We start from the raw sequence: 24138 nt of genomic DNA, 5'->3' as shown, positions 1-24138 counted from the left end.
AACCGGTAAAGCGGGTAACCAGCCATTGTTTACTCGCTTTTACTCTGAAATCAGTTTAGTTCCCCGCTAGCAAGCCGATATAATACTCACTACATTACTCTATTCTACGGTTGGTAAGATGCGATCTATTGTTTTTTTCTGCTTACTGATACTGTTTCGTTCCCCGGCATTTTCTGAGCCACTGGATAAGTATCAGATACTCAATCATATTGATAGCTACGGTAACCTTTATCTGCGCAATAAACCATACACTTCTCTGCCAGATGATCTTGAGGTGAAAGGTAACCTGAATATTGCCAAAACCGGCATCAGAAATTTACCTCGAGGACTGATTGTGTACGGTAATCTGGATGCATCGAACAGTGCGCTGACATCGGTCAGGAGGGGCACCCGGATCCGCGGATTCGCTAATTTTCTGGGTAGCCAGATTGAAGTATGGCCTGCGGGTATTTCTGTTGGCGGATATCTGAACTTTACCGATACCCCTCTCACATCGCTTCCTCCGGCTCTCTATGTCAAAGGAGATCTCAGCGTAATCCGCACACCACTAACCGAACTTCCGGATCGAATTATCGTGGAAGGTAATCTGTATATCGGCGGTTCGGCTATACACAGGTTTCCGGAACATATGACAGTAAGAGGCAATATTTTTCTGGGAGGAAATACCATTTCGCAATGGCCTTCCGAACTGGAACTGGGCGGAGCCGTTGCCCGTTAAAGACCCCGCCCGATGTTAATCTGATCAGCAGCTCTACAGCTACTGCTCTCCACAGTTACGCACAGGGTTTGCGTACATGGCGTTCAGATAAGGATGAGCGCCTTCCGGAATGGACGCCAGTTTTGCCGCAAAAACCAGCTTTGTATCAGCCGGAATATCATCAACATTGACACCTGCAGCCAACAAATTCATCGGATACAGCTTATAGATATTATGTATCTGCCGATCAATTTCTTCGGCTAATGCTTCCGGTGTCTCAAATTCTTGCGTGACGACATCACCAAAGCTGACATGAACACGCCCTTTATAGCCAATAATGCCCTGCACGATACTTTCAATATCTTCAAATTCACTTTTTTCATAGCGACCATGTGCTTCTTTTTCATACAGCTCACAAGCCTTAGCGGTATCACATGGATCATTCTCATAAGAGACAGCAACAGGTACAATTTTCAGCGACTTTACATAATCGGCAAAACTGATCTTTTGTCGGCGCCCTTCCATATAAAACATTTTCAGGATAGCCGGTTCAGTAACGTCATTACCGTCTTTGGCTCGACCTTCCCGTTGAGCAATCCAGATAGAATTTCCCGTATCCAGAGAATGACGAATGTAAGAAGAAAGCAATCCCAATGCCTTCATCATTTCACGTGGTGCCTTTGCCGAACGTTTAACGATAAAACTCTTATTCAGTTTCATCAAATCTGTCGCACATGGTTTCTTCAGCAGATTATCACCAATAGCGATTCGCACAGTTTTATGTGCACTCTGATACAACCCATAATTGACCAGAGCCGGATCCATCGCTATATCTCTGTGGTTAGAAATAAACAGATAAGACGTATTCGGATCCAACTTATCCAGACCGGAATACGTAACGCCATCCGTCGTCGTGTCCAGTGTCTGATCCATGTATTTTTTCACTTCCATCTGAACATCATTCACCGTTTTTAATTTTCCCCATTTGTATTTCAGATACATTCGTACAAACGGTGTCATCAAAGACTGAACCCAGGCGGAACGTCCTTCAAAGCGATGGTTAATAATGGCGTTAATAAATTCCTGATCGTTAATCAGACGGTTAATTGCGTCACTGATCTCATTATCATTGTAGGGACGAATTTCCTGGTAGATATCGTTGTCTGCTGTCATTTGAATATGCTAATAAATAGATTGATAGAAAACCAAAAGGTTACAAAAACAGGGTATTTTACGCTGAGTTATCCAAACAAACAGCTTTAGCATATAAGGTCAGACCAGCCATCCCCAGAAACAGCCCCTGAAATAAAAAAACACAGAAATAAAGAAGAATCGCGGAAATATTGGCATTTTAAGCAATTAACGTTACCCTATGCGCCCAAATAAAAGGTATCCCATGAATTACGCGCTTGAATATCATCTGAGTCAGTCTGCATTTCTTATTAGCACCCCCAGAAAGAAACAGCTAAAACACTCACTTATCACTATTCATAACGGGCTTGCTCTGATCCGATTGGGTAAGTATGAATACGTTTTGGAGCAAGACGACAGTTTCTGGCTTCCGTTCGACTGCCTAAGCGCAATGACTTATTTACCCGATACCCAGGCTTCTGTTGTGGAATTTTCCATACGCCTGACGGATTCGTTTCCGCTTCAGAGTGGCTTTGTTGAGCTGCCGGATGTAACCCGCTCGATTATCAATAAACTTGCGCTAGCACCGGTTCCGGATAGTCAACTAAAAACCTTTCTGGATGCGATCCGTTATGAAGCAACAGAACTGAAACCAGAGTTAATTCTCGGGCATCTCAGCCGCTTGTTTTCCGACTGGACAGCAGAAAATTCCGGTAGTCTGAGCAAAGAAATGCACCTGGCACTGTTAGTTCGGGAAGCTCAGAAACAACGACTATCAGGAATAAAGCCAAGTACCATCATCGATTCTCTGTTTCAAGGGTCAGAAAGTGATTACCTGTGTCTGTGTCAACTGATACTGGGTAAAGTACTTTAGCTGTCCGTATACAGCTTCTTCTGCTGGAGAAACGCTGCAACCGATGGGGTGGTCATTCCACAAACAGAATGATTTTTCTGTAATGCCCTACGAATATCAGTACTGCGAATGGTCACTTTTTCCGGACAAGCCATCACCGACCATTTACGTAGTATCTCATCTGCTTTATAAAATTTATGAAAACTGAAAAAATTATCCGGTCCGATCACAAAGGTAATTTCTGCCATGGGATAGATGGCCTGAATTTTTTCCAGAACGGCAAAAGTCGTTACACTATTCCCCGGTTGATACAGATCTTCTTCTACCGTTGAGCGATACACATTATTCAACCCCAGATCATGAATAAACAGCTCCAGTATCCTGCATCTGAGATCATAATCCAGCATAGGTTTTCCCCATGCATGCGCGATACTCGGCAGCAGCAAAATCCGGTCAAAATGGGACAAAGATTCAATCACACTTTTATGTCCCAAACTTGGAGGATTAAATGCGCTGCCAAAAACGGCAATTTTAGTCCTTTTTGCTGTTATCTCATTCATTCAAACGTTTTCGCTAGTTGATAATCGATCTAATTCGGTATGATAATGCTATTGGCTGTGTTTTTATACCAAAGTGACCTCTAAATAAGCTCCTTGAGGTTATTTCGGTATACATTGCAGTGAAAAAGGAATATCAATGGAACAGAAAATTCGCGAAGAAATGCGTGTTCTGCCGTCAATCGACCCTGATTTTGAAATCGAAAGACGCGTAGCATTTATTAAACGCAAACTACAGGAATCGGGCTGTAAGGCTCTGGTTCTCGGTATCAGTGGTGGTATCGATTCGACCACTTGCGGTCGTCTGGCCCAGCTTGCTGTTGAAAGCCTGAATGCCGAAACCGGTACATCTGACTATAAATTTGTCGCGGTTCGTCTCCCTTATGGTGAACAGAAAGATGAAGATGAAGCACAACTGGCGCTTCAATTTATCCGTCCGACCTACTCGATTTCCGTAAATATCAAAGAAGGAGTCGACGGTTTACATGCGGCTTCTCGTCATGCCCTGCATGATACCGAACTGTTGCCTGCAGAAGCAGAAAAACTGGATTTTGTAAAAGGTAACGTAAAAGCCAGAGCTCGAATGGTTGCTCAGTATGAAGTCGCCGGATACGTAGGTGGTCTGGTACTTGGAACAGACCATTCGGCAGAAAATATTACTGGTTTTTATACTAAATTCGGTGACGGTGCCTGTGATATGGCTCCACTGTTTGGCCTGAGCAAACGTCAGGTTCGTGCCGTCGCAAAAACACTGGGCGCACCGGAGATTCTGGTCACCAAAACCCCAACAGCTGATCTGGAAGAACTGAGTCCACAGAAAGCTGATGAACATGCCCTGAATCTGACCTATGAACAAATCGATGATTTTCTTGAAGGAAAGCCCGTTCCAGCTGAGGTAACTGAACGTCTGATTGCCATTTATAAAGCAACCGCCCATAAGCGTGAAGCCATCCCGACTATCTATGACTGATCCTGCAACGCTATGATCATATCTTAATAAATACGCCAGTCGCTCCGACTGGCGTTCAGCACTGTCTGAAGATACTCTTCAGGCACTTATTGCAATATCTGTCTTCGGAACAGAGCAGCAAGCCAGAACCCTGCCTGCTTTTTTGTCAACATCCAGCAGACCAGGTGCATCCGGCTGCGTAACTTCCCCGGATTCAAGCTGCACCATGCAGGCACCACAGATACCCGCACGACAACTGTTCATTATAGGCAACCCATTGTTTTCAGCCTGTTCCAGAAGGGTTTCTGTTGTATTACCGGAAAACTGCTGGCCATTAACACTGACCATTACCCTTCTTTCCTCTTTATCTGTGATGTGCTTTTCCGGCTGTTGTTTTTTATCTTCATAAACGGCTTTTGGCTGAGTCAGCAAAACCTCAATCCTGTCTCCGATCCGGATAACCCCTTCGTTTAAAGCCTGCATATTCTGACCAAAGAAGGTACCACCCCGTTCATTGGCTCTGAAGCTGAGCAGTGTTTTCAGCGGTTCTTTCGTTACTCTGAATGCACCTTTTTCCACATCAACCGTCGTCAGAATACAGCGTTCACACGGTTTTACAATTTCAAACTCAACCTCACCTATCCGGATACGTTTCCAGCCATCTTCCACAAACGGTTCATTGCCTGAAACGACCAGATTCGTACGGAACTGATTCATACTATGAGGTTCAGGACTGCGACGGTTTAACTCTTCAAGAGATGCTTCACTGATCACCAGTACAGGGTATCCGTCAGCAAAACTTACGTTATGGCCTATTTTTTCCCGGATACGATTTGACTGTTTACCAGCGAACAATAAATGAACGGCAATACCAAGGACATCGCTGAACCACTGATCCGCAATGTCTGTTGTCCTATACGCAATGAAGGTATCTTTCCATACCGTTGCTGCGGCTTCCGTCATAGCAAAATTATCGTAATTAAGTATCAGAGGCTCTTTTCCGGCATAACTCAGTATCATACCGGTAGCCGTAAGACTGGCAGTAATCTTTATCATCTGCGGATATTTTCTGGCGGTAACCATCCCCCCATCCGCCTGTACCAGCATAAAACGGCGGTCAAAGGCCAGTCCTTGTTTCTCAACCCAGGCATTCGACAAGCTGATACCTGCAATAGATTTCACCGGATAGACATTAATTTGAGACAGTATGTTGGGTGACTTTTTTGACATAGGTTCTCTCTTCGTACCGTTGGGAATAATGCCCTGTTATTGTAACCCTTTTCATGCCTGCCGGCAGATAATTGATGAAATAACACCTGATTTTTACTATTATCCTGACGCCGCGTGAAATCGTTTGCGGCATTCAGGAAAACAGCAAATAAGGTGGGACTTTTATGACAACGCTTACGATTACTCGCCCAGATGACTGGCATGTTCACTTACGCGATGGCGACGTACTTACCGACACCGTCCGGGATATCAGTCGCTACAACGGCCGGGCGATTATCATGCCGAATACTGTTCCGCCAATTACCGATACAGAAAAAGCGCTTGATTACTACGGGCGTATCATGGCTCAGCAACCTTCAGCGACATTCCAGCCGCTGATGACCCTTTATCTTACCGATAACACAACCCCGGATGAAATCCACAAAGCGAAATCTTCCGGCAAAATTGTTGCAGCAAAACTCTATCCGGCAGGCGCAACCACCAACTCAGATTCCGGTGTAACATCGATTGAAAATATGTATCCGGTATTTGAAGCCATGCAAGAGGCAGGCATGTTGTTGCTGATCCACGGAGAGGTCACCTCGCAGGATATTGACATTTTTGACCGGGAAAAAGTATTTCTTGAAACCGTACTGGCTCCGATTATTAAAGCATTTCCTGCACTGAAAGTCGTATCCGAACACATTACCACAGCAGATGCCGTTGAGTTTGTAAAGAATGCCGGTGACAATCTTGCTGCAACAATCACTGCACATCACCTGCTATTTAACCGCAATCATATGCTGGTCGGTGGTATTAAGCCTCACTTTTACTGCCTGCCTATTCTGAAGCGTAATACCCATCAACAAGCCCTGATTGAAGCCGCCACCAGCGGTAACAAAAAATTTTTCTTAGGTACAGATTCTGCTCCGCATGCTAAAGACAGGAAAGAATCCAGCTGTGGTTGTGCCGGTTCATACACTGCTCATGCGGCTCTTGAATTATATGCAGAAGTGTTTGAAACAGCCGGGAAACTGGAGAGTCTGGAAGCCTTTGCATCTTTTAACGGAGCTGATTTTTATGGGCTGCCACGTAACCGTGATTCGGTAACCTTAGTTCAGGAAGCGTGGCCTGTACCGGAGTCCATGCCATTCGGTTCTGACATTGTGGTTCCGATTCGGGCCGGAGAAAGTATTCGCTGGAAGATAAAATAGTTAAAGAAACAAAGATAATAATGGCTCCGGATCCCCGGAGCCATTATTGTAGAAGCTATAATATTCTGTTTTTATACTGTTCCGGGGTTTCACCGGCGTATTTCTTAAACATAGCAATAAACGGACTTGCCTGTTTATATCTCAGTGTCAGAGCCACTTCCTTCACTGACAGCCCCTTTTTCAACAGTGTCATGGAATGTAGATACCGAGCCCGGATCCGCCATTCTGTAAAACTCATACCCAGTTCATTGTGGCAATAACGCGCCAGCGTTCTCTCCGTGGTATGCACCCGACTCGCCCACTCACTCAACGGCGTATCGTCTGTCGGATCGTCTTCCAAAGCCAGTAAGATAGGTAACAATGCCTTATGACTGGTCGTCGGCAAAAAATGCTGCTGTTCCTGACTGATCGCCAGTTGATCAAGCAACACATTCGCCAGTCGCTGATCCGGTATTGACTCTGCTACTGTGACGGAACGTTTCCGGAAATCATCAATTATCGCTGACACAATAGGAGTAACGCTGACCAGACATGTATAGGGAGGCATAGATTGTGTTTTTGCGGCATTAATATTGATAGAACAATAATTCAGAGGTTTACGGTTATAGCTATAATGCTGAACTCCAGCCGGAAGCCAGATAGCAAGATGAGGCGGAGCAATAAAACGCATGCCTTCCGCATTCAGCTCCAGTGTTCCACCATTGATAACCTGTAGTTGCCCCCAGTGGTGTGAATGTAGCCGGGTTTCTGTATTCGACTGAAACGCATCAAAGTTCATAAACACATCAGATGGCGCACTGTCTATCGCAAGGGAAGGATGAATTTTTTTGGATTTAGTCACTGTTTTATCTGCACTCAATACTCCTGAGACAGATTGTACCAAACCCCGCATGCTTGCAACCACTGAAAGGGGTTCTATATAACAAAAGGCAGGAAACATCTCGTATTCCTGCCTTTTGCTTACATTTTACTTAAAAAATGCCCAAATTTTAGAGAACAGAGACACTTTTTTTGGTTCATTCTTTCCATACATCATTTCATAAAGCATTTCGTTTGCAATAATGTGGCTTACATACACAGCAGCAATATCATAACCCATAACAAATCTCACTCTAAATTGTAATAAAATTTCTTTATGAGTTTATTTTACGACAAAAAAATGCAAAAACAAGATGCGTATCACATTTTTTCGTAATAAAAATACACCATCTGCCTGATGTTTATTTCAACCCCGTAATACGCATTTAAGAATCATTATTTAGGGCTGTCGACGGTTAACGACCGAATCACGTGAAACCAGACGACCGGAAATGAGGGCCTGTTCCTGGACAGGTTTACCACTGAGACAAGCATCAAGCTGCTCCATTGCGCTATCCACTAGCTGCTGTGAAGGGTAACTGATGCAACTTAATGCTGGAAAAAGCTGACTGGCCAACGGAGAATCCTCCAGAGACATGATTGACACTTCCTGTGGAGTCGCCAGATTAAAATCACGGAATAACTTCATCGCAACGGCTGCCTGACTGTCTCGCATAACTATAAGTGCAGTAAACGGATGATAGCTGTTTAACAAAGCCATTATCGCTTGTTCACTATTATTGTTCGCCCGGACAATAAGCTGACGGTTAACCGGAATAGATGAGTTCTGCAGTGCAGTCTTATAACCTTCAAGCACCAGTTGTGATGCATAACTTTCATCATCTACAACCAGTGCAATACTGGTATGCCCCTGGCTACATAAGAAACGACAGGCACTTTCGCAGGCAAAACTAAAATCATACCCGATGGCCCAGTGATCAGCATTTGCTCTACCGTCTATTGCTATCACCCTATCGTCGATATCACCGGGTAAATCTCCACCGACAGTAATAATCACATCACAATAGCGCTGTTTAAGATCATCAATAAGACGGACATATTCTTCTTTACTATCAGCAAAATGCACCAGCATATGTTTACCCTTTTCTTTCAGAGATCGGGCAAGCAGAGGCAGATATGTTGATACCTGTCCGGCATCTGCTGAGGAAAGAATAACACCAATATAATCCGAACTTTGGTTTGCCAGAGACTGAGCCGCAACATTCGGGCGATAATTCAGTTCCTCCGCAGCACGAAGCACTGCATCACGGCTTTGTGTCTTTACCCCTCTACTGCCACTGAACACGCGGGAAACCGTCGCTTTAGATACATTGGCCAGTTTGGATACATCAGTAATGGTTGCCATGAATTATCACCGGAAGTCTGTTAATGTTGTGAGATTATGCTTAAAAATATCATTCGGGAAAACGGTTCCCGTTTTTTCCACTATTTTACCTTTTATCGATTGATGTACAAGAATGAATAGACCGAATAGCCACACAGACAGAAGAAATTTCTGCCCGGTGGCTCGTATTCAGGCTTATTAGTTTAAGCGATACGTTTATGCAGCTCGATAAGTTCTGTCACCAGTTCCTTAGCCAGCATGGATGTCATCAAATGATCCTGTGCATGAACCATCACCAACGTCATTTTAGTTTTACCTGACCCTTCATCGGCTTCAATCAGTTTTGTTTGCACCAGATGCGCTTGATTGGCAAATTCCTGAGCTTCTTTCATTAATCCTTCTGCTTCAGTAAACTGACCGTTTTTTGCATGCCGCAATGCTTCATAACACAAGCTGCGGGACTGCCCTGCATTAATGATGATCCCCATCACCTGCTCTTCTAAATCCATCTCCATAATTCTCTCCCGATACCACTATAAATATAAAAAAACAAATAACATCAACCAGATATTACTTTCTAATTAAAACCATTATTTCTGGAAACTTTGGCAAACCATTCACCACTTTTTTTAACCGTACGTGACTGAGTTGTCAGATTTAACCGATAAAAACCATAGCGATTTTTATACGCATTCGACCAGGACCAGTTATCAATAAATGTCCACAGGTGGTAACCAAAACAGTTAGAGCCTTCCTGAATCCCCTTATGCAGCCACATCAGATGATCGCGGATAAATTCAATCCGGTAGTCATCCTGAATCTGGCCGTTTTCCATAAACCTCTCTTCACCTTCAACTCCCATACCGTTTTCAGAGATATAACAGGGCAGATTACCGTAATGTTCCCGAAGATTAGTCAGAATGTCGTAGATACCTTTTTCGTAGATTTCCCAGCCACGGTGCGGATTCATTTTGCGTCCCGGCATCTCGTAATAATCGAAAAACCATTCAGGCATAAATGGCGCATCCGGATGAATCGCTGTGTCACGGGCTTTCACCCGGCGAGGCTGGTAGTAGTTAATACCCAGTACATCAACTTTCCCAGCAGCAATAAGTTCACAGTCCCCCTCCTCGACAGTCGGTAACTGATCAAACTGTCCGAGCAGATGTATCAGTTCCTGCGGATATTCACCTTTTACTGCCGGATCAAGAAAGCTACGGTTAAACATCAAATCACAGATATTAGCAGCGTTGAGATCTGCCTCATTCTGCGAACGGGGATATGATGGTGTCAGATTCAGAATAATGCCGACCCGTCCGTCGAGTTCCAAAGCCTTATAGCGGCTGACTGCTTTGGCATGAGCCAGAATGGTATGATAAGCAACGGTTGCAGCCCGGCGAAAATCTACGACATTGGGATAATGAAAATCATAAAGATACCCGCCTTCAACCGGAACAACTGGTTCATTAAATGTAAACCAATACTTCACTCTATCACCGAACAGCTTAAAACAGGTTTCTGCATAATCGGCATAAGCGTCCAGTACAACACGGTTCTCAAAACCACCCAACACCTGCATAGCCATCGGCATATCGAAGTGAAACAGGCAGATAAAAGGTTCAATCTGCTGGTCAATAAGTTCGTCGATCATCTTATTATAGAAATCGACGGCTTCCTGATTCACCTCGCCGATCCCATCAGGAATAAGACGAGACCAGGAAATTGATGTACGGAAGCTATTGTGACCAATGTCTTTCATCAGTTGAATATCAGACTGATAGTTTGCATAAAAAGTCGAAGCCTCTGTAGAGGGAACACCATCATGGAAACGATTCGGTTCAGATTTAAACCAGTAGTCCCAGATATTCTCTCCTTTACCGCCTTCAAATGCAGCACCTTCACTCTGTGTTGCAGATGAGGCACTGCCCCAAAAAAAGTGTTCAGGAAATTGATATTGCATACTTCTTATCTCAGATAAAAAGGGCAGACAGCACCTGCCCTATTGTGATTTCAACAAATTACGCCGTTACAGGCTTTGCATTACCGACTGCTTTGCCCTGTTCCTGCTCCGCTTCCTGTTGCAAAATCTGCTTTTCATAAGCTTTAAGGAACGGCAGATACATCAGAGCGGCAGACAGCATACAGATCAGACACATAATGACAGGACTGAATGCCCAGTTAGCTGCCCAGGATGCACCGATAGGTCCAGGAGTCGTCCACGGAGTCAGAGAGACAACCCGTTCAACCAGCCCAAGGTCCGTTGCAAACCATGCCAACGTTGCATTCACCATAGGAACCAGGATGAAGGGCAGGAAGAAAACCGGGTTCATAATAATTGGCGCACCAAATAGAATAGGTTCGTTGATATTAAAGATAGCCGGTACGCTTCCCATCTTACCAATGGTACGCAGATGAACGGCTTTACTACGCATCAGCAATATAGCCAGAGGCAAGGTTGAGCCAACACCACCAATCAGCAGGTAATGATCCCAGAAACCTTGCATAAAGATGTGGGGGATAACTTCACCTGAAGCAAACGCAGCCTGGTTTTCCGACAGATTTGCCATCCAGAATGGATTCATAATCCCGGTAACAATCAATGCACCATGAATACCGGCAAACCAGAGCACCTGGCAGACCAGCACAGCCAGAAGTACCGCAGGTAATGAATCGGAAGCAGCAACCAAAGGCTGAACCAGAGCCATAATAGCCTGAGGAATGATCATACCGGTTGCATCTTCAATCAGCAGGTTAAGCGGGTGCAGAGTAAGGATAATAGCCAGAACCGGGATCAGAATTTCAAACGAACGGGCAACACCAGTCGGTACTTCTGGCGGAAGTTTGATCGTAACGTTATTGCGCTTCAGATAAGCGTATACCTCTGTTGAATAAATCGCAGTGATAATGGCCGTAAAAATACCTTGTCCAGAAAAATACTGCATGGAAAGCTGACCGTCTTTTAAAGGTGCCGCAACCAGCAAAAACGCCATCAGAGAAAGCAATCCTGTAGTTACCGGTTCCAAATTGTGGTGACGAGCCAGACTCGATGCGATACCCACAGATATAAAGATGGTCATAATGCCCATGCTGAGATTAAATGGCAGCATCAGTTGTTCACGGTACATCTCCGACAGATTCAGCCATCCCTTCGCAAACCCCCAAGTAGTATCCGGAGAGAAAGGAGGAAAAATAAACACCAGCATAAATGAGCCGACAATCATAAATGGCAGTGCAGCAATAAAGCCATCACGAATTGAAGTGACATACTTCTGTTGCCCCAGTTTACCCGCAATTGGTGTTACCTTTTGTTCGATAACATTCACCATGCGGTCATATAGAGTACTCATAATTATTTCCCGTTGGTTAAAAAATAAAAATATTAATATCCGGTAATTGGTCAGTCAGAAAGAAGCCTGCCAACCAATTGCCAAATCAAGTTAAAAGACTGGATTACCCAATTAATTCCAGAGCAAAATCAAGCACCTTATCTCCTTTTTGCATGCCGTAGTCCATCATATCTATCGGTTCAACCCGAATACCGTATTGATCCGCCACCTTCTGCAAATCGCTTTGCATATATTTAACCTGTGGCCCAAGAAGAACGACTTCATAGTTTTCCACCTGGCTGTTAAATTCTGCCGCTCCGAACGCTTTAATATCCGCAGCAATTCCTCTTTCATCTGCCGATGCCTGCATTTTCTTTACTAAAAGTGATGTAGACATCCCGGCAGAACAGCACAGCATTATTTTTTTCATCATCTATTTCTCCAAATCTGAATGTCTTTTCAATATGCCGAAAATGAAATCATTTGGAAACCGGTTTCCAAATGATTTCCATCACTGTGTGAAAACGGTCACCATAAAACGGAAAATGTCGAAATAAATTGTGACGGAAAGCAAATAAATTCCTGGGGAATAGGGAAAAAGATCATTCTGGCCGGTGATGTGCCTAAAATTTATTTTAAAACAATTAGTTATAGCTAAACGTACCGTTGAAAATGTGTGCCATGCAGCATATTCGGAAAACCGGTTTCCGTATTTCTGAGAGTTTCGTTATTCTTGCCGGGTCAGCTTAACCGGAATCCATCATGAACCACGCCCTAATGAACATGTTTGCCGCAACCGTCGAAAGGTATATGACCCCTTTTGCCCGATTGCTGATGAAAAATTCTCACCTCGTTGCTCTGAGGGATGGATTTCAACTGGCAATGCCATTTATCTTTGTTGGGTGTATCTTTGTTCCGGTGATTTTTCCTCCTTTCTCCGATTCTGGATCAGGCGTTTCCGTACTCTGGACTGATATCGCCAATACTCTGCGTCCGGTTCTTCTCCCAACCTATCAACTGACAATCGGTGTCATTGGTCTGATTGTGTCATTCGGAATTGCATCCAGTCTGGCGAAACAATACCGCCTGCCGGAACGGCTTTCCGGACTGACCGGGTGCATGACTTTTCTGATGCTGGCCGGTTTTTATGGTGATGGCCCGAAAGATATTTACTATCTCGGTGGTGCCGGGCTATTTACTGCTTTGATTGCCAGCATCTACTCGATTGAAGTAGTGCATTTTTTCATCCGCAAAGGCTGGTACATTAATATGCCGGACGATGTACCGATACTTACGTACCAGAGTTTTAAATTAATGCTGCCAATTCTGGCGGTTATGATCTCCGTCTCAATATTTAACCTGTATCTTGAAACCGGATATGGTGTACATTTTCCTCAATTGGTGCAGGAATTATTTCAGCCTCTGGTACTGGCGTCCGATAGCCTGATCGCCATATTAATCGCCATACTGATTTGTCAATTGCTCTGGTTTATGGGTATTCACGGTGCTTTGATTGTCACCGGAATAATGAACCCATTCTGGATGCCGAATATTATTGCCAATCAGACCGCAATGGAAAGCGGAGAATCCGTACTGCCGCATATATTTCTTCCAGCCTTCTGGGACTTCTACCTGTTGATAGGAGGGGTTGGTTCAACTCTTCCTCTGGTGTATATGGCGATAAAAAGTCGTTCGAACCATCTGAAATCAGTAGGAAAGGTTGGCATTATCCCTTCCATATTTAATATCAACGAGCCAATCTTGTTTGGCTTTCCGGTAATAATGAACCCGTTATTTTTACTGCCTTTTGTCTTTGTACCTATGATAAATGCGACTATCGCCTGGTTTCTGACTTCGGCTCAGATACTGGACAGAGTTGTCATCATGGTTCCCTGGTCGGTTCCGGCTCCAATTGGTGCTGCATGGGCTTCTAACGGCAGTATTGCCAATGCATTAATGGTGATACTTGCGATGGTCAACTCTTATTTTATCTATCTGCCTTTCTTTAAAGCACACGAAAAAATATTAATCGAGCAAGAAAAAGAGCGCGCAAAAACAATTACACCCGAACATTAAAACCATTTAATTTATTAAATATCATTAATAACATAATAAGCTGGGGGCTGGCTCATAAAAGAAACAGAGCTGAGATCATAATATATATCCATGTTCAAAAACAGGACACATTCATGATTGTTACTAATGCATCTGAAGAGATAAAACAAGACCCGAAAGCCTGCCAGGATAAGGCATTAAATCATAGCAACGGATTTTGCTCAGAAGTTAACTGCATTAACAAACCGACTCACCGCGTACTGGTCAAACAGAATACCACTCAGGGTGAAGCATTGTTTGTGGTTCCTTTATGTAAAGAACACTATGACAGCTTTCAGGGACAAATTGAACTTGATGACAGCGCAGAAATCATTCCAGCAGAAATAGGTTGATTTAAGGGATTTTGTTGGAATTTTCAGGCAATGGAGATATTTCCATTGCCTTTTTTTATATGATTTAAATAATTTTTTGAACAAAGGAAAGAATATCATCATTATTTTTATGCTGATAATTGAAAAACATTTTCTTTACTTCTTCAATATTCATCTTATCGGCATAATATGCAGCAATATGGACTTTATCTCCACGCTGTAAAAAATTTTCCTCACCCCAATCTGTATAAATTGGAGCCCCTGTATACAAAATTAATTCTTCCGGAAAATTATTTTCAATAATAGCCGGTAAAATTTCCTCATACATACCGTGACGTGACTGATGATTGATACTGTCCACGACCCAATCAATAAGATCAGAACAGAATACTTTTGTATCAGTACAGTCAACCAGAGGGGTTGAGCGGTAAAACAGCCCCTCTCGCTCTATATATGAAATAAGCTTTAGATTTTTACCGTAGTGTTCAGGAGTAAAAGGTTTCATATCCCACCACAGGGTATTAATACCTTTTGACTTTTCACCCCACGCTTTACGCTCAGAAATCTTATCGGATCCTTCCAGTGTCCGAATAGTAAAGTCATTACCTATCGTCATCTGCAGCGGCTCAAGATCAGCAACTTTGCCACCTTCATAGCGAACTTTAAATCGAATTACAAACTCTGGTTCAATATCCACGTTTGATCCGGCCGGCGGATATTTTGCTTCTTGCCCTGTACTCAGAGTCTCTTCATGTTCACGGTGAATAACAAAGATACCGTTGGGAACATCGTGCTCCGCCACATTTTCCGCGCCGCTCAGGTGACCGGTAAAGTTACCGATAATGCCTATACATATACTGTTGGTCATGCCATTCCTTAAAAAAAGTCCCTGCATACGCAGGGAAAACGAGAGTATAACATTTATTGATACAAGTACGCTGCTTTAACTGACGCCTTGCATACCGAAGTGACCCATAACTGATCCTGTAGCTTGAGGCGACTTCGACATATTTTATAATTTCGAACAGAAATTCAACTGAGCCAAAAGCCAGGTAGCAGCCAGCAGATCAGCACTGCCTCCAGGACTGAGGTTTTTATCTATCAGTTTCCGGTCAAATTCCAGAATAATTTCTTCAAAATTATCTCTGGTACTGTCCCCTGCCAGCAAAATATTCTGAGCCTGAGTCTGCACGTACGTCAGCCCTTCCATACCTCCGCGGCTAACCAGATTAGAGTCATTATTTTTCGACATAATTGACAAAAGAGCTTGTGACATTGCCTGCTCTTCTGATTGTCCGGCATTAATAGCCATTTCATAAACGGGAAGGCCGTGGACAAAAATAGTTGGATAGCCATGAGCTGCTTCGCCACGGATCCCTGTCATTCCATATTCCCGGTAAAGTCTTTCTCCTGCTGTTGCCGGAATTTTATCTGAATTTTTCAGGTCATCGGCAACCAGACTGGCACAGCATTCCATAATTACACTGCGAATGTGCAATGCGTCATAGGCCAGACCTTTCCTGTAAAGCCAGCCAACAGCACCGCAAATCAGACCGAGGGTAAAAATCATCCCTTTATGAGTATTAATATTGTCAGTAGCGAGAAACATTGCACGTTCCGCTTCAATTCCCACTTTTCTCAGACCTGGAAGCAATGACTTTGCAGGAAGTTCATGCATATCATATCCGGCCCGGACAAATTTTCTCATATACGGACGCAAAGCATCTGAACTGGCAACAAAAGTACTGATGTCCATATCCGTATGAGCACCAGAAGAAAGACAGTCAACCAGTCCGGCTTTAGGTGTTAAATGAGCTTCTAACATCATAGCGTGATAAGCCAGATTCCCGGCAAGCTCGCAAATATTCAGCTCCAGTTTTCCGCTGGCAGTCTGCTGATACAAGCAACAGTCATCCAGCAACCACTTAATAGAGTTAGTTGCAATCATTTATCATTTCACTCATTTTATCTATCAGTGCAGGAAGTGGATGAACCCGTCCCCGCGCACAGATCTTTGCATCATTTCCGCAGACCAGACATTTCCGTCGTGGTAATCCAAATATATCTCGCGACAGAGCCAAGCCATTCACATCCAGAACATCAATATCAAACAGGCGACCGAGTGGATGGGTATCTTCCACATGAACCATCACACGTTTCAGCGTTTCTGCGTCAATATTTGCCGAAATCAGTAATTCCGGTCCACAGTTACTGATAAATTGTTCCTGACTGACAACCTGAATGTCGTGCGCACCGCATTCAGCAAGTATCGCCTGATACCCCTGTTCAAATGCAGTGCGCGAGATTTGGTTCAGCTTAACTTCACCAACCATATTAATAGTAAAACTAATAACAGGAAGAGAATGGGCTTCCACCCATTCTCTTTGTCGGCTGGCTCTCAGCTCCCGGTTATCCAGAACCTGATGAAGCGTTACCTTGGGTCCTGAATACACAGGTTATTCCTTCACCTGACGGATAACATCAATAACTGAACCGTCACGGTAACGAATATAACCTACAATGTTATCCAGATACTCAATTGGTTTGCCTTTTCCTGTCAGCATTTCTGCACGTTGTTGTAGTTCTTCAATACTAACAACCGGAACACCAGCTTCAACCAGACGAGCCTTAACATCTTCACGAGCTGGGTTAACCGCGATACCATGGTCAGTAACAAGAACATCAATCTGAGAACCCGGAGTAACTACGTTCAGTACTGAGTTCACAACCGTTGGAATACGGCCACGAACAAGCGGAGCAACAATAATAGTCAGGTTAGCAGAAGCTGCCGTATCACTGTGGCCACCAGATGCACCACGGATCACACCATCAGAACCGGTAATTACGTTTACGTTATAGTCAGTATCGATTTCCAAAGCACTCAGAATGACTACATCCAGATGGTCAACTACCGCACCTTTTGATGATGGGTTAGCATACTGGTTAGCAGAAATTTCAAGATGGTTCGGGTTACGAGCCAGAGAATCTGCAGCAACAGAGTCAAATGACTGAACATCCAGCAATGTCTTAATCAGGCCTTTTTCATGCAGATCAACCATAGTCGCAGTGATACCACCCAGACCAAAGTTTGCTTTGATGCCTTTTCTTACCATCTTATCTTCAAGGAAACGGGTTACTGCCAGAGAAGCACCGCCAGAACCGGTCTGAAGATTAAACCCATCGAAGAAATAACCAGAGTGTTCAATAACCTCAGCCGCTTTACGAGCAATCAGAAGTTCACGAGGGTTAGTCGTCATGCGGGTAGCGTCACCACCAATTTTTGATGCATCGCCTACTTCTGCCACTTTCACTACAGCATTAACCTGATCCTGAGCGATTGATGCAGGTGTATTAGGGAAAGGTACGATCTCTTCTGTCAGTACAATGGTATGTTTAGCGTACTGAGCATCAATTTGGGCATAACCAAGAGAACCACAACGTGAACGGCCTTTAATTGCGTTTGCGTTGCCAAATTCGTCACTGCTGGATACACCGACAAATGCCACATCGATATTTAGTTCACCAGACTGAACCAAATGCACACGACCACCGTGAGAGTGAATATGTACAGGTTCGTCAAGCAAGCCACGAGAGATTTCTTCAGCCAAATCACCACGGATACCAGAAGTATAGATCTTGCTAACTACACCATTTTTGATATGACCAACAACAGGGGCATGAATAGCAGACAGAGAGCTTGAAGCCAGTGTCAGGTTTTTAAAGCCCATGGACGCAATAACATCCATTGCCATATTAATGATCTTATCGCCGCCACGGAATGAGTGGTGGAATGAGATGGTCATACCATCTTTAAGACCAGAATTTGCAATGGCATCTTCCAGCGTTTCATACAGCTTACGGCTGCGTTTTGTTTCTTTATTCAGAAGGTGTGCAGTCAGTTCATGCGCGTCAGTAAACGGCTTCATGTTTGCGTGACCTTCTGCGGGAATTTCAATTTCGCGATTAAGCGCATTAGTAATAGTTGTCATGAGGATGCCTTACTGTTTGATTCCTGATTCAGCGCGTTGTAGTGTCCAGCGAGCCCGTTCAATAATTGGTGCATCCACCATTTTACCGTTCAGAGAAACAACACCAGAGCCCTGCTCTTCTGCTTCGGCAGCAGCCTCAATAACGGCATTAGCATAATCCACTTCTTTCTGGGAAGGAGCAAATACGTTGTGAACCATCTCGATCTGACGAGGGTTAATCAAGGACTTACCATCAAAACCAAGAGTCTTAATATGCTCAGCTTCTTTCAGGAAACCTTCTTCGTTATTCGCATCAGAATATACAGTATCAAATGCCATGATTCCCACTGCACGTGCAGCCTGAAGAATCGAACAACGGGCAAAGAATAACTCTGTACCTTCTGGAGTTCGTTGTGTACGAATATCACGAACATAATCTTCCGCACCCAGAGCAATACCAATCAGTCGGTCAGATGCTTCTGCAATTGCTACAGCATTATTGATACCCTTTGCAGACTCAATTGCTGCTAGCATTTTTGTGCTTCCGACTTCACGACCACACTCTTTTTCTGCGGCTACAATAGCTGCTTCCATATCGTGCACATCCTGTGCACTATCCGTTTTAGCCAAACGGATAACATCTACCCCTGCTTTTACTACCGCTTTAACGTCTTCTGGACCAAATTCAGTTTCCAGTCCATTTACACGAACAACAGTTTCAATTTCCTGATATAGCGGATGCTGCAGTGCATTAAACACGAGCATGCGAGCTGTATCTTTTTCACGAATAGAGACTGAATCTTCCAGATCAAACATGATTGCATCCGGAGTATAAATAAATGAGTTGCTCAGCATCGCGGCGTTAGAGCCAGGAACAAACAACATACTTCTGCGTAACTTACTCATTTGATATCACTCCAGACAATTTCTTTGCTTTCGGATGCCCGCATTACTGCAGCCTGAACACGCGCTTTGATCACACAGTCAAGCGCCCCTTTATCATTAACGGCAACAACAGCCGATGTCACACCCAGTTCAACCAGAGTATCTGTAACAACTTTTCTGATCAGATCGTCAAATTGCTTTTCAACAGAGCTAGTGATTTCAATATCCAGGCTATTGTCTTCTGAAGGCATTACTTCAACTAATAGGTCACTGGATTCCAGGGTCCCAGCGTATGATCGCTGACTAATTATCATGTTCGCTCCTCGTGAATCTCGTTTTGGATGGCGGAAAAAATTGATTCGAGGCGGATGGGCAAGGGTATTACCAATTCGTCTGCGGTATATTTTCCTTACTGGGGAAGAGTATTTAGAGATAACTATCAAGTTTCACCGCAAGCTAAAAACCATTAATGATTTTTATGATTTTTACTGCCAGCAGAAGTAAAGAAAAAGAAGTCAGATAAAGCAAGAAGCTGGATCCGGTGCTTCCCATAAAGAACGGGATTATCAGCACCGGAAACAGAACAAAATCAGTTTGTTTTCACATAAACACGTTCAGGTCTACCCACCCGCCCATGTTCATTTTCGGCAGAGAGGAAGCCACTGGCAGAACAGTACTCGAGATAGCGCCTTGCTGTTGTTTTACTGATCCCAACCTGGTCACCCAAACTCTCGGCTGTAAATTTAACTCCACAGTTTTCATTAAACACCTGTTTAATTTTATCCAGAGTCAATTCACCGATCCCCTTGGGTAAGGTACTGGATGTTTTTTCTCTGGCCTGAATATTAAACAGATCATCTACGTGACGCTGGCTGATATTATCATAAGCATTGATTGCACTATGATACTTCAGATATCGATTCAAAGTGTCTTTCAGTCGATCATAAGCAACTGGTTTTAAAAGATAATCGAAACATCCGCAATGCATAGCTTCTTTTACAGTATCCATCTCACTGGAAGCTGTTACCAAAATAACATCCGCCTTATTCGCACTCTTTTCTGCTACGATCTCCCGCAGCAGATCAATACCCAACCCGTCTGGAAGGTAATTATCCAGAATAATCAGGTGGGGCTTATTTACCTTGATCATGGTTCTTGCCATGCTCAGGGTCGAAGCGATTCCAACTGGTCTGAAGCGCATGGTTTGCCTTAGAAACTGCGCATGCAGTTCTGCAATACCAACCTCGTCTTCTACAATTAAAACGTCTATAGAATCCATCATTTGTTACCGTTATTTGGGATAAATATCGAAAATATCGTGCCTTTTGGCTCTGCATCATCCACTAAAATAACACCACCCGCGTTAGTCACATAACGATTAATCAGATACAGGCCAATACCATGACCTTCCTGATCATCTTTACTGGTAACTCCTCGGGTAAAAATAGTGCTGGAAATTTCAGGGTTGATACCACAACCGTTATCTGCAATTTCAATAACAAGTTCGTTACCGGCGTCAGTAATCAGTAGGGTAATTATTTTATTACTATCTGGATTCTTGAGTGTTGCTTCAAAAGCATTATCAATCAAGTTTCCTATCACTGCAGATAATTCATCAGGCTCAATATTTACACCTAAATTATATAACTGACAAGTAGGGTCAAACTGTAATTTAAGTCCCAGTTCTCGTGATCGGGCATATTTACCCAAAAGAATACCGGCGACTTGTTTACATTTTATTCTTGAACTTATAAAGTCAATTAGTTTTTGTTTTTTATTGTTTTCACTGTTTATTAATGCTAAAGCAGCATCACAATCACCTATTTCGATTAAACCAGAAATAGTTGATAGTTTATTTGCATGCTCATGCCGCATTACACGTAAATTGTCAGTGTACTGCTTTATTTGTGAAAGTTCTGCCGCCAACGAGTTGATGTCGTCTTTATGTCGGAAACTTATCACCCAGCCAATTAACGTACTTCCGTCAAATATTGCAACCCGGTTTGCAATCAGTTTCTTACCATTGATGGAGATAATTTCATCTTTGATATTCTCTTCATACGGTGTCTGAAAGAAAAACTGAGTCTGGGTCAGATACTCCATAATGCTACGATTTTTGAGCTCACTGCTTTCTTTATCAGTTCCGAGTAATTCTATTGCCGTTTTGTTTACTGCAAGGATCTTTCCCACCTTATCGATGGCAATTACCCCTTCATATACCGATTGCAGTATGGATTTTTGCAGGTACAGTGCCAGAGTAATCTCTGAAGGCTCCATACCATTCATTTTCTTTTTGATATGGCTGGAAAAAAACCATGCCCCCACCATAGTCAGCAGTAGGATAAGGCCAAGCTCATAAGCAACCGGTTTAGCGTAAAACATCAACCACTGGTCAAAACGGTTCATCAGATAGCCAACCGAGACAACACCAATGACTTCTCCGTCATAGTCAATAATGGCACTTTTGCCCCGAACACTATAACCAAGAGTACCTTTACTGATAGAGGTATAAGATTCTCCTCTTTCCAGTGCAGGTGTGTTGTCATCTCCCTGCATGGGCTGACCAATACGTTCTTTTACCGGATGAGACAGCCGAATGCCTTTTTCATCACCAATTACAATAAAACTAGCATCCGAGATTTTGGTCAGACGACCGATCACTCTCTCTATTGCCGGAATGTTCTTAATCCGGACTTCCTGAATTAATTTGGGATCACTAGCTATCTCTTCCGCCTGAATCAGTGCCCGGGTACTAACCTGATGTTCCAGCGTATCCATCAATGCATTATGAAAATTAAGCCCCATAAAAGCCATCTGCAGGCTCATCAGCGCCAGAATCAGAAGAAAAACTTTAAGGCGAAAAGACGCCCCCGTCTTCATCTTTTCCATCATATTCATACATCTCGTTCCTTATAATTGTATTTTGTAGCCGTCCAGAGTCCGTTGGACAGCTATAAAATAGAATTATATGTAGATTTGTTTTTCGGGTAAGTGTCTATTCTCAAAGTTGTGACACAGTAACCAACAAGAAACAACAAAAGGGAGAACCAGAGTCTCCCTTTTTATTGCTATTTAAGGCCAATATTAGCCAAGCACATACTTGATCATCACACCCGCCGCTACCGCAGAACCGATAACACCTGCAACGTTTGGACCCATTGCATGCATCAGAAGGAAGTTCTGAGGGTTCGCTTCCAGACCAATTTTGTTGGAAACACGTGCCGCCATCGGTACCGCTGATACACCCGCCGAGCCAAGCAGTGGGTTAACCTTGTCCTTACAGACTTTGTTCATCAGTTTCGCCATCAGCAGACCCGCCGCTGTACCCACACAGAATGCGGCAATACCCAAGGCAAGAATACCCAGAGTCTGAGGTTGCAGGAATTTGTCGGCCATCAGCTTAGAACCCACAGATAAACCAAGGAAGATTGTCACAATGTTAATCAGTGCATTCTGAGCCGTGTCTGACAGACGTTCTACCACGCCACATTCACGCATCAGGTTACCGAAGCAGAACATACCCATCAGTGGTGTTGCTGAAGGCAGAAGCATGGCTATCAGGATCAACAACATCAGAGGGAAGCAAACTTTCTCCAGCTTGCTGATTGGACGCAGTTGCTTCATCACAATCTTACGCTCTTCTTCTGTTGTCAGAGCACGCATGATTGGCGGCTGGATCATTGGAACCAATGCCATATATGAGTATGCAGCAACTGCAATTGCACCCAGAAGTTCAGGCGCCAGCAGGCTTGACACATAGATCGCTGTCGGACCGTCTGCACCACCGATGATACCGATAGCGGCTGCCTGTGCCACACTGAAGTCCATGATACCCAATTGGCTCAGACCCAGTGCACCCAGTACGGTAGCAAAAATACCAAACTGAGCGGCTGCACCAAGAAGCAAAGTTTTCGGGTTCGCCAGCAGAGGACCAAAGTCGGTCATCGCACCCACACCCATGAAGATCACCAGAGGACCCACACCCGATGCAATAGCAACACTATAGAAAGTGTAAAGCATACCATCAGTATACTGATACTCTTGAGCCAGCAGCTGCAGTTTCATCGCCTGCTCTGGTGTCGCCATATGTGCCGCATGCTTAATCGCTTCTGGTGCTGTATCTGTCATATTCAGGATGCCTGCGAAAAGTTGCATGACATCCGCTTTACCGGCATGAATAGCCGCATCCACTGCACTGATTGCCAGATTAGCTTCAGGCAGGTTAGAAAGAATACCACCCAGACCAATCGGTACCAGCAGTAATGGCTCAAATCCTTTCACTATCGCAAGATAGAGAAGAACCATCCCCACCACAATCATTACCGCCTGGCCCCACTGCATATGCAGAATACCAAAGTCGTTAATTAGACCTAAAACGCTGTCCATTTTCTACCCTTAAGCTAGTGTTAGTAGTGCATCGCCAACCTGAACGGCGTCGCCTTCAGATACAGCCAGAGATTCAACTTTACCGTCACGCGCTGCTTTGATTTCGGTTTCCATTTTCATGGCTTCAAGAATCAGCAACGTATCGCCTTCTTTTACCATCTGACCGACTTTCGCGTGAATTTTCCAGATATTACCCGCCAGTGGTGCAGAAACCGTTTCCGCATTACCTGCTGGTGCCGCTGGAGCAGAGCTTGGTGCCGCAACCGCATCAACATTAGCGCCTTCACTGATTTGAACCACGTAAGTCTGGTTGTTTACTTTAATTGTATATTCA

24 protein-coding genes and 1 pseudogene are annotated in these 24138 nt (G+C 43.9%); 6 read left to right on the top strand and 19 right to left on the bottom strand.

The annotated features are described in order from the left end of the window. Positions 1-118 precede the first annotated feature (118 nt). Positions 119-718: a hypothetical protein gene (locus CSW98_RS05470; RefSeq protein ID WP_100799448.1), complete on the top strand. Its 600-nt coding sequence runs from the start codon at positions 119-121 to the stop codon at positions 716-718. Between the two features lie 39 nt (positions 719-757). Here the strand turns inward: CSW98_RS05470 and CSW98_RS05465 are convergent, their stop codons facing one another. Further along, positions 758-1870: a 1-acyl-sn-glycerol-3-phosphate acyltransferase gene (locus CSW98_RS05465; RefSeq protein ID WP_100799447.1), complete on the bottom strand. Its 1113-nt coding sequence runs from the start codon at positions 1868-1870 to the stop codon at positions 758-760. A gap of 223 nt (positions 1871-2093) precedes the next feature. Between CSW98_RS05465 and CSW98_RS05460 the strand changes: the two genes are divergently transcribed. After that, positions 2094-2702, top strand: coding sequence for an AraC family transcriptional regulator (locus CSW98_RS05460; protein ID WP_100799446.1), 609 nt, complete (start codon positions 2094-2096; stop codon positions 2700-2702). On the opposite strand, the gene CSW98_RS05455 is transcribed toward CSW98_RS05460, so the two are convergent. Then, on the bottom strand, positions 2699-3241 hold the full coding sequence (locus CSW98_RS05455) for a nicotinate-nicotinamide nucleotide adenylyltransferase (protein ID WP_100799445.1): 543 nt from the start codon (positions 3239-3241) through the stop codon (positions 2699-2701). The two genes, CSW98_RS05460 and CSW98_RS05455, sit on opposite strands and share 4 nt — an antisense overlap. Positions 3242-3377: 136 nt before the next feature. Here CSW98_RS05455 and nadE point away from each other — a divergent pair, with 136 nt between their 5' ends. After that, a complete protein-coding gene (gene nadE / locus CSW98_RS05450) occupies positions 3378-4208 on the top strand; it encodes an NAD(+) synthase (protein WP_100799444.1) in 831 nt (276 codons plus the stop codon). 78 nt (positions 4209-4286) lie between these two features. Here nadE and CSW98_RS05445 read toward each other — a convergent pair whose 3' ends face one another. Next, positions 4287-5417 carry a YcbX family protein gene (locus tag CSW98_RS05445; RefSeq protein ID WP_100799443.1) on the bottom strand — a complete coding sequence of 377 codons (1131 nt, stop codon included), beginning with the start codon at positions 5415-5417 and terminating at the stop codon, positions 4287-4289. A 164-nt stretch (positions 5418-5581) separates the two neighbouring features. Here CSW98_RS05445 and pyrC point away from each other — a divergent pair, with 164 nt between their 5' ends. After that, complete coding sequence (gene pyrC / locus CSW98_RS05440; protein ID WP_100799442.1) at positions 5582-6610, top strand: dihydroorotase; 1029 nt, start codon at positions 5582-5584, stop codon at positions 6608-6610. 55 nt (positions 6611-6665) lie between these two features. On the opposite strand, the gene CSW98_RS05435 is transcribed toward pyrC, so the two are convergent. From CSW98_RS05435 to CSW98_RS05410, 6 genes are all read right to left on the bottom strand, one after another. Further along, complete coding sequence (locus CSW98_RS05435; RefSeq protein ID WP_100799617.1) at positions 6666-7502, bottom strand: AraC family transcriptional regulator; 837 nt, start codon at positions 7500-7502, stop codon at positions 6666-6668. A 366-nt stretch (positions 7503-7868) separates the two neighbouring features. Further along, on the bottom strand, positions 7869-8834 hold the full coding sequence (locus CSW98_RS05430) for a LacI family DNA-binding transcriptional regulator (protein ID WP_100799441.1): 966 nt from the start codon (positions 8832-8834) through the stop codon (positions 7869-7871). Between the two features lie 182 nt (positions 8835-9016). Beyond that, a complete protein-coding gene (gene chbA / locus CSW98_RS05425; protein ID WP_100799616.1) occupies positions 9017-9322 on the bottom strand; it encodes a PTS N,N'-diacetylchitobiose transporter subunit IIA in 306 nt (101 codons plus the stop codon). Between the two features lie 68 nt (positions 9323-9390). Continuing rightward, on the bottom strand, positions 9391-10773 hold the full coding sequence (gmuD, locus tag CSW98_RS05420; RefSeq protein ID WP_100799440.1) for a 6-phospho-beta-glucosidase GmuD: 1383 nt from the start codon (positions 10771-10773) through the stop codon (positions 9391-9393). A 58-nt stretch (positions 10774-10831) separates the two neighbouring features. Then, positions 10832-12160, bottom strand: a complete 1329-nt coding sequence (locus CSW98_RS05415; RefSeq protein ID WP_100799439.1) for a PTS sugar transporter subunit IIC — start codon at positions 12158-12160, stop codon at positions 10832-10834. Positions 12161-12263: 103 nt separating this feature from the next. Continuing rightward, entirely contained in the window at positions 12264-12569 is a 306-nt protein-coding gene (locus CSW98_RS05410) for a PTS sugar transporter subunit IIB (RefSeq protein ID WP_100799615.1), read from the bottom strand. 332 nt (positions 12570-12901) lie between these two features. Between CSW98_RS05410 and CSW98_RS05405 the strand changes: the two genes are divergently transcribed. Beyond that, entirely contained in the window at positions 12902-14215 is a 1314-nt protein-coding gene (locus tag CSW98_RS05405; RefSeq protein ID WP_100799438.1) for a PTS sugar transporter subunit IIC, read from the top strand. A 113-nt stretch (positions 14216-14328) separates the two neighbouring features. Continuing rightward, on the top strand, positions 14329-14586 hold the full coding sequence (locus tag CSW98_RS05400; protein WP_100799437.1) for a hypothetical protein: 258 nt from the start codon (positions 14329-14331) through the stop codon (positions 14584-14586). A 64-nt stretch (positions 14587-14650) separates the two neighbouring features. Here CSW98_RS05400 and CSW98_RS05395 read toward each other — a convergent pair whose 3' ends face one another. The 10 genes and pseudogenes from CSW98_RS05395 to CSW98_RS05345 form a co-directional block, all read right to left on the bottom strand. After that, positions 14651-15433 carry a DUF5718 family protein gene (locus CSW98_RS05395; RefSeq protein WP_100799436.1) on the bottom strand — a complete coding sequence of 261 codons (783 nt, stop codon included), beginning with the start codon at positions 15431-15433 and terminating at the stop codon, positions 14651-14653. Between the two features lie 144 nt (positions 15434-15577). Then, positions 15578-16513 carry a triphosphoribosyl-dephospho-CoA synthase CitG gene (gene citG / locus CSW98_RS05390; protein ID WP_100799435.1) on the bottom strand — a complete coding sequence of 312 codons (936 nt, stop codon included), beginning with the start codon at positions 16511-16513 and terminating at the stop codon, positions 15578-15580. Then, a complete protein-coding gene (gene citX / locus CSW98_RS05385; RefSeq protein WP_100799434.1) occupies positions 16500-17018 on the bottom strand; it encodes a citrate lyase holo-[acyl-carrier protein] synthase in 519 nt (172 codons plus the stop codon). Before citX ends, citG begins: the two co-directional genes overlap by 14 nt. A 3-nt stretch (positions 17019-17021) precedes the next feature. Continuing rightward, a complete protein-coding gene (gene citF / locus CSW98_RS05380) occupies positions 17022-18491 on the bottom strand; it encodes a citrate lyase subunit alpha (protein WP_198517288.1) in 1470 nt (489 codons plus the stop codon). A gap of 72 nt (positions 18492-18563) precedes the next feature. Further along, complete coding sequence (gene citE / locus CSW98_RS05375) at positions 18564-19439, bottom strand: citrate (pro-3S)-lyase subunit beta (protein WP_100799432.1); 876 nt, start codon at positions 19437-19439, stop codon at positions 18564-18566. After that, positions 19436-19732, bottom strand: coding sequence for a citrate lyase acyl carrier protein (citD, locus tag CSW98_RS05370; protein ID WP_100799431.1), 297 nt, complete (start codon positions 19730-19732; stop codon positions 19436-19438). Before citD ends, citE begins: the two co-directional genes overlap by 4 nt. Positions 19733-20007: 275 nt before the next feature. After that, the gene (locus CSW98_RS05360) at positions 20008-20700 is read right to left on the bottom strand and encodes a response regulator (protein WP_198517277.1); all 693 of its coding nucleotides are present in this window, start codon (positions 20698-20700) and stop codon (positions 20008-20010) included. Then, positions 20697-22316, bottom strand: coding sequence for an ATP-binding protein (locus tag CSW98_RS05355; RefSeq protein ID WP_157810338.1), 1620 nt, complete (start codon positions 22314-22316; stop codon positions 20697-20699). Before CSW98_RS05355 ends, CSW98_RS05360 begins: the two co-directional genes overlap by 4 nt. 186 nt (positions 22317-22502) lie before the next feature. Further along, entirely contained in the window at positions 22503-23804 is a 1302-nt protein-coding gene (locus CSW98_RS05350) for a sodium ion-translocating decarboxylase subunit beta (protein WP_100799428.1), read from the bottom strand. A gap of 9 nt (positions 23805-23813) precedes the next feature. Next, positions 23814-24134 (bottom strand): annotated as a pseudogene (locus CSW98_RS05345) (biotin/lipoyl-containing protein); the annotation flags it as partial. Positions 24135-24138 lie beyond the last annotated feature (4 nt).

Origin of the sequence: Vibrio sp. HA2012, from assembly GCF_002812955.1 — a bacterium.
Taxonomy (GTDB): domain Bacteria; phylum Pseudomonadota; class Gammaproteobacteria; order Enterobacterales; family Vibrionaceae; genus Vibrio.
This window is presented reverse-complemented; position numbering and strand designations above follow the sequence as displayed.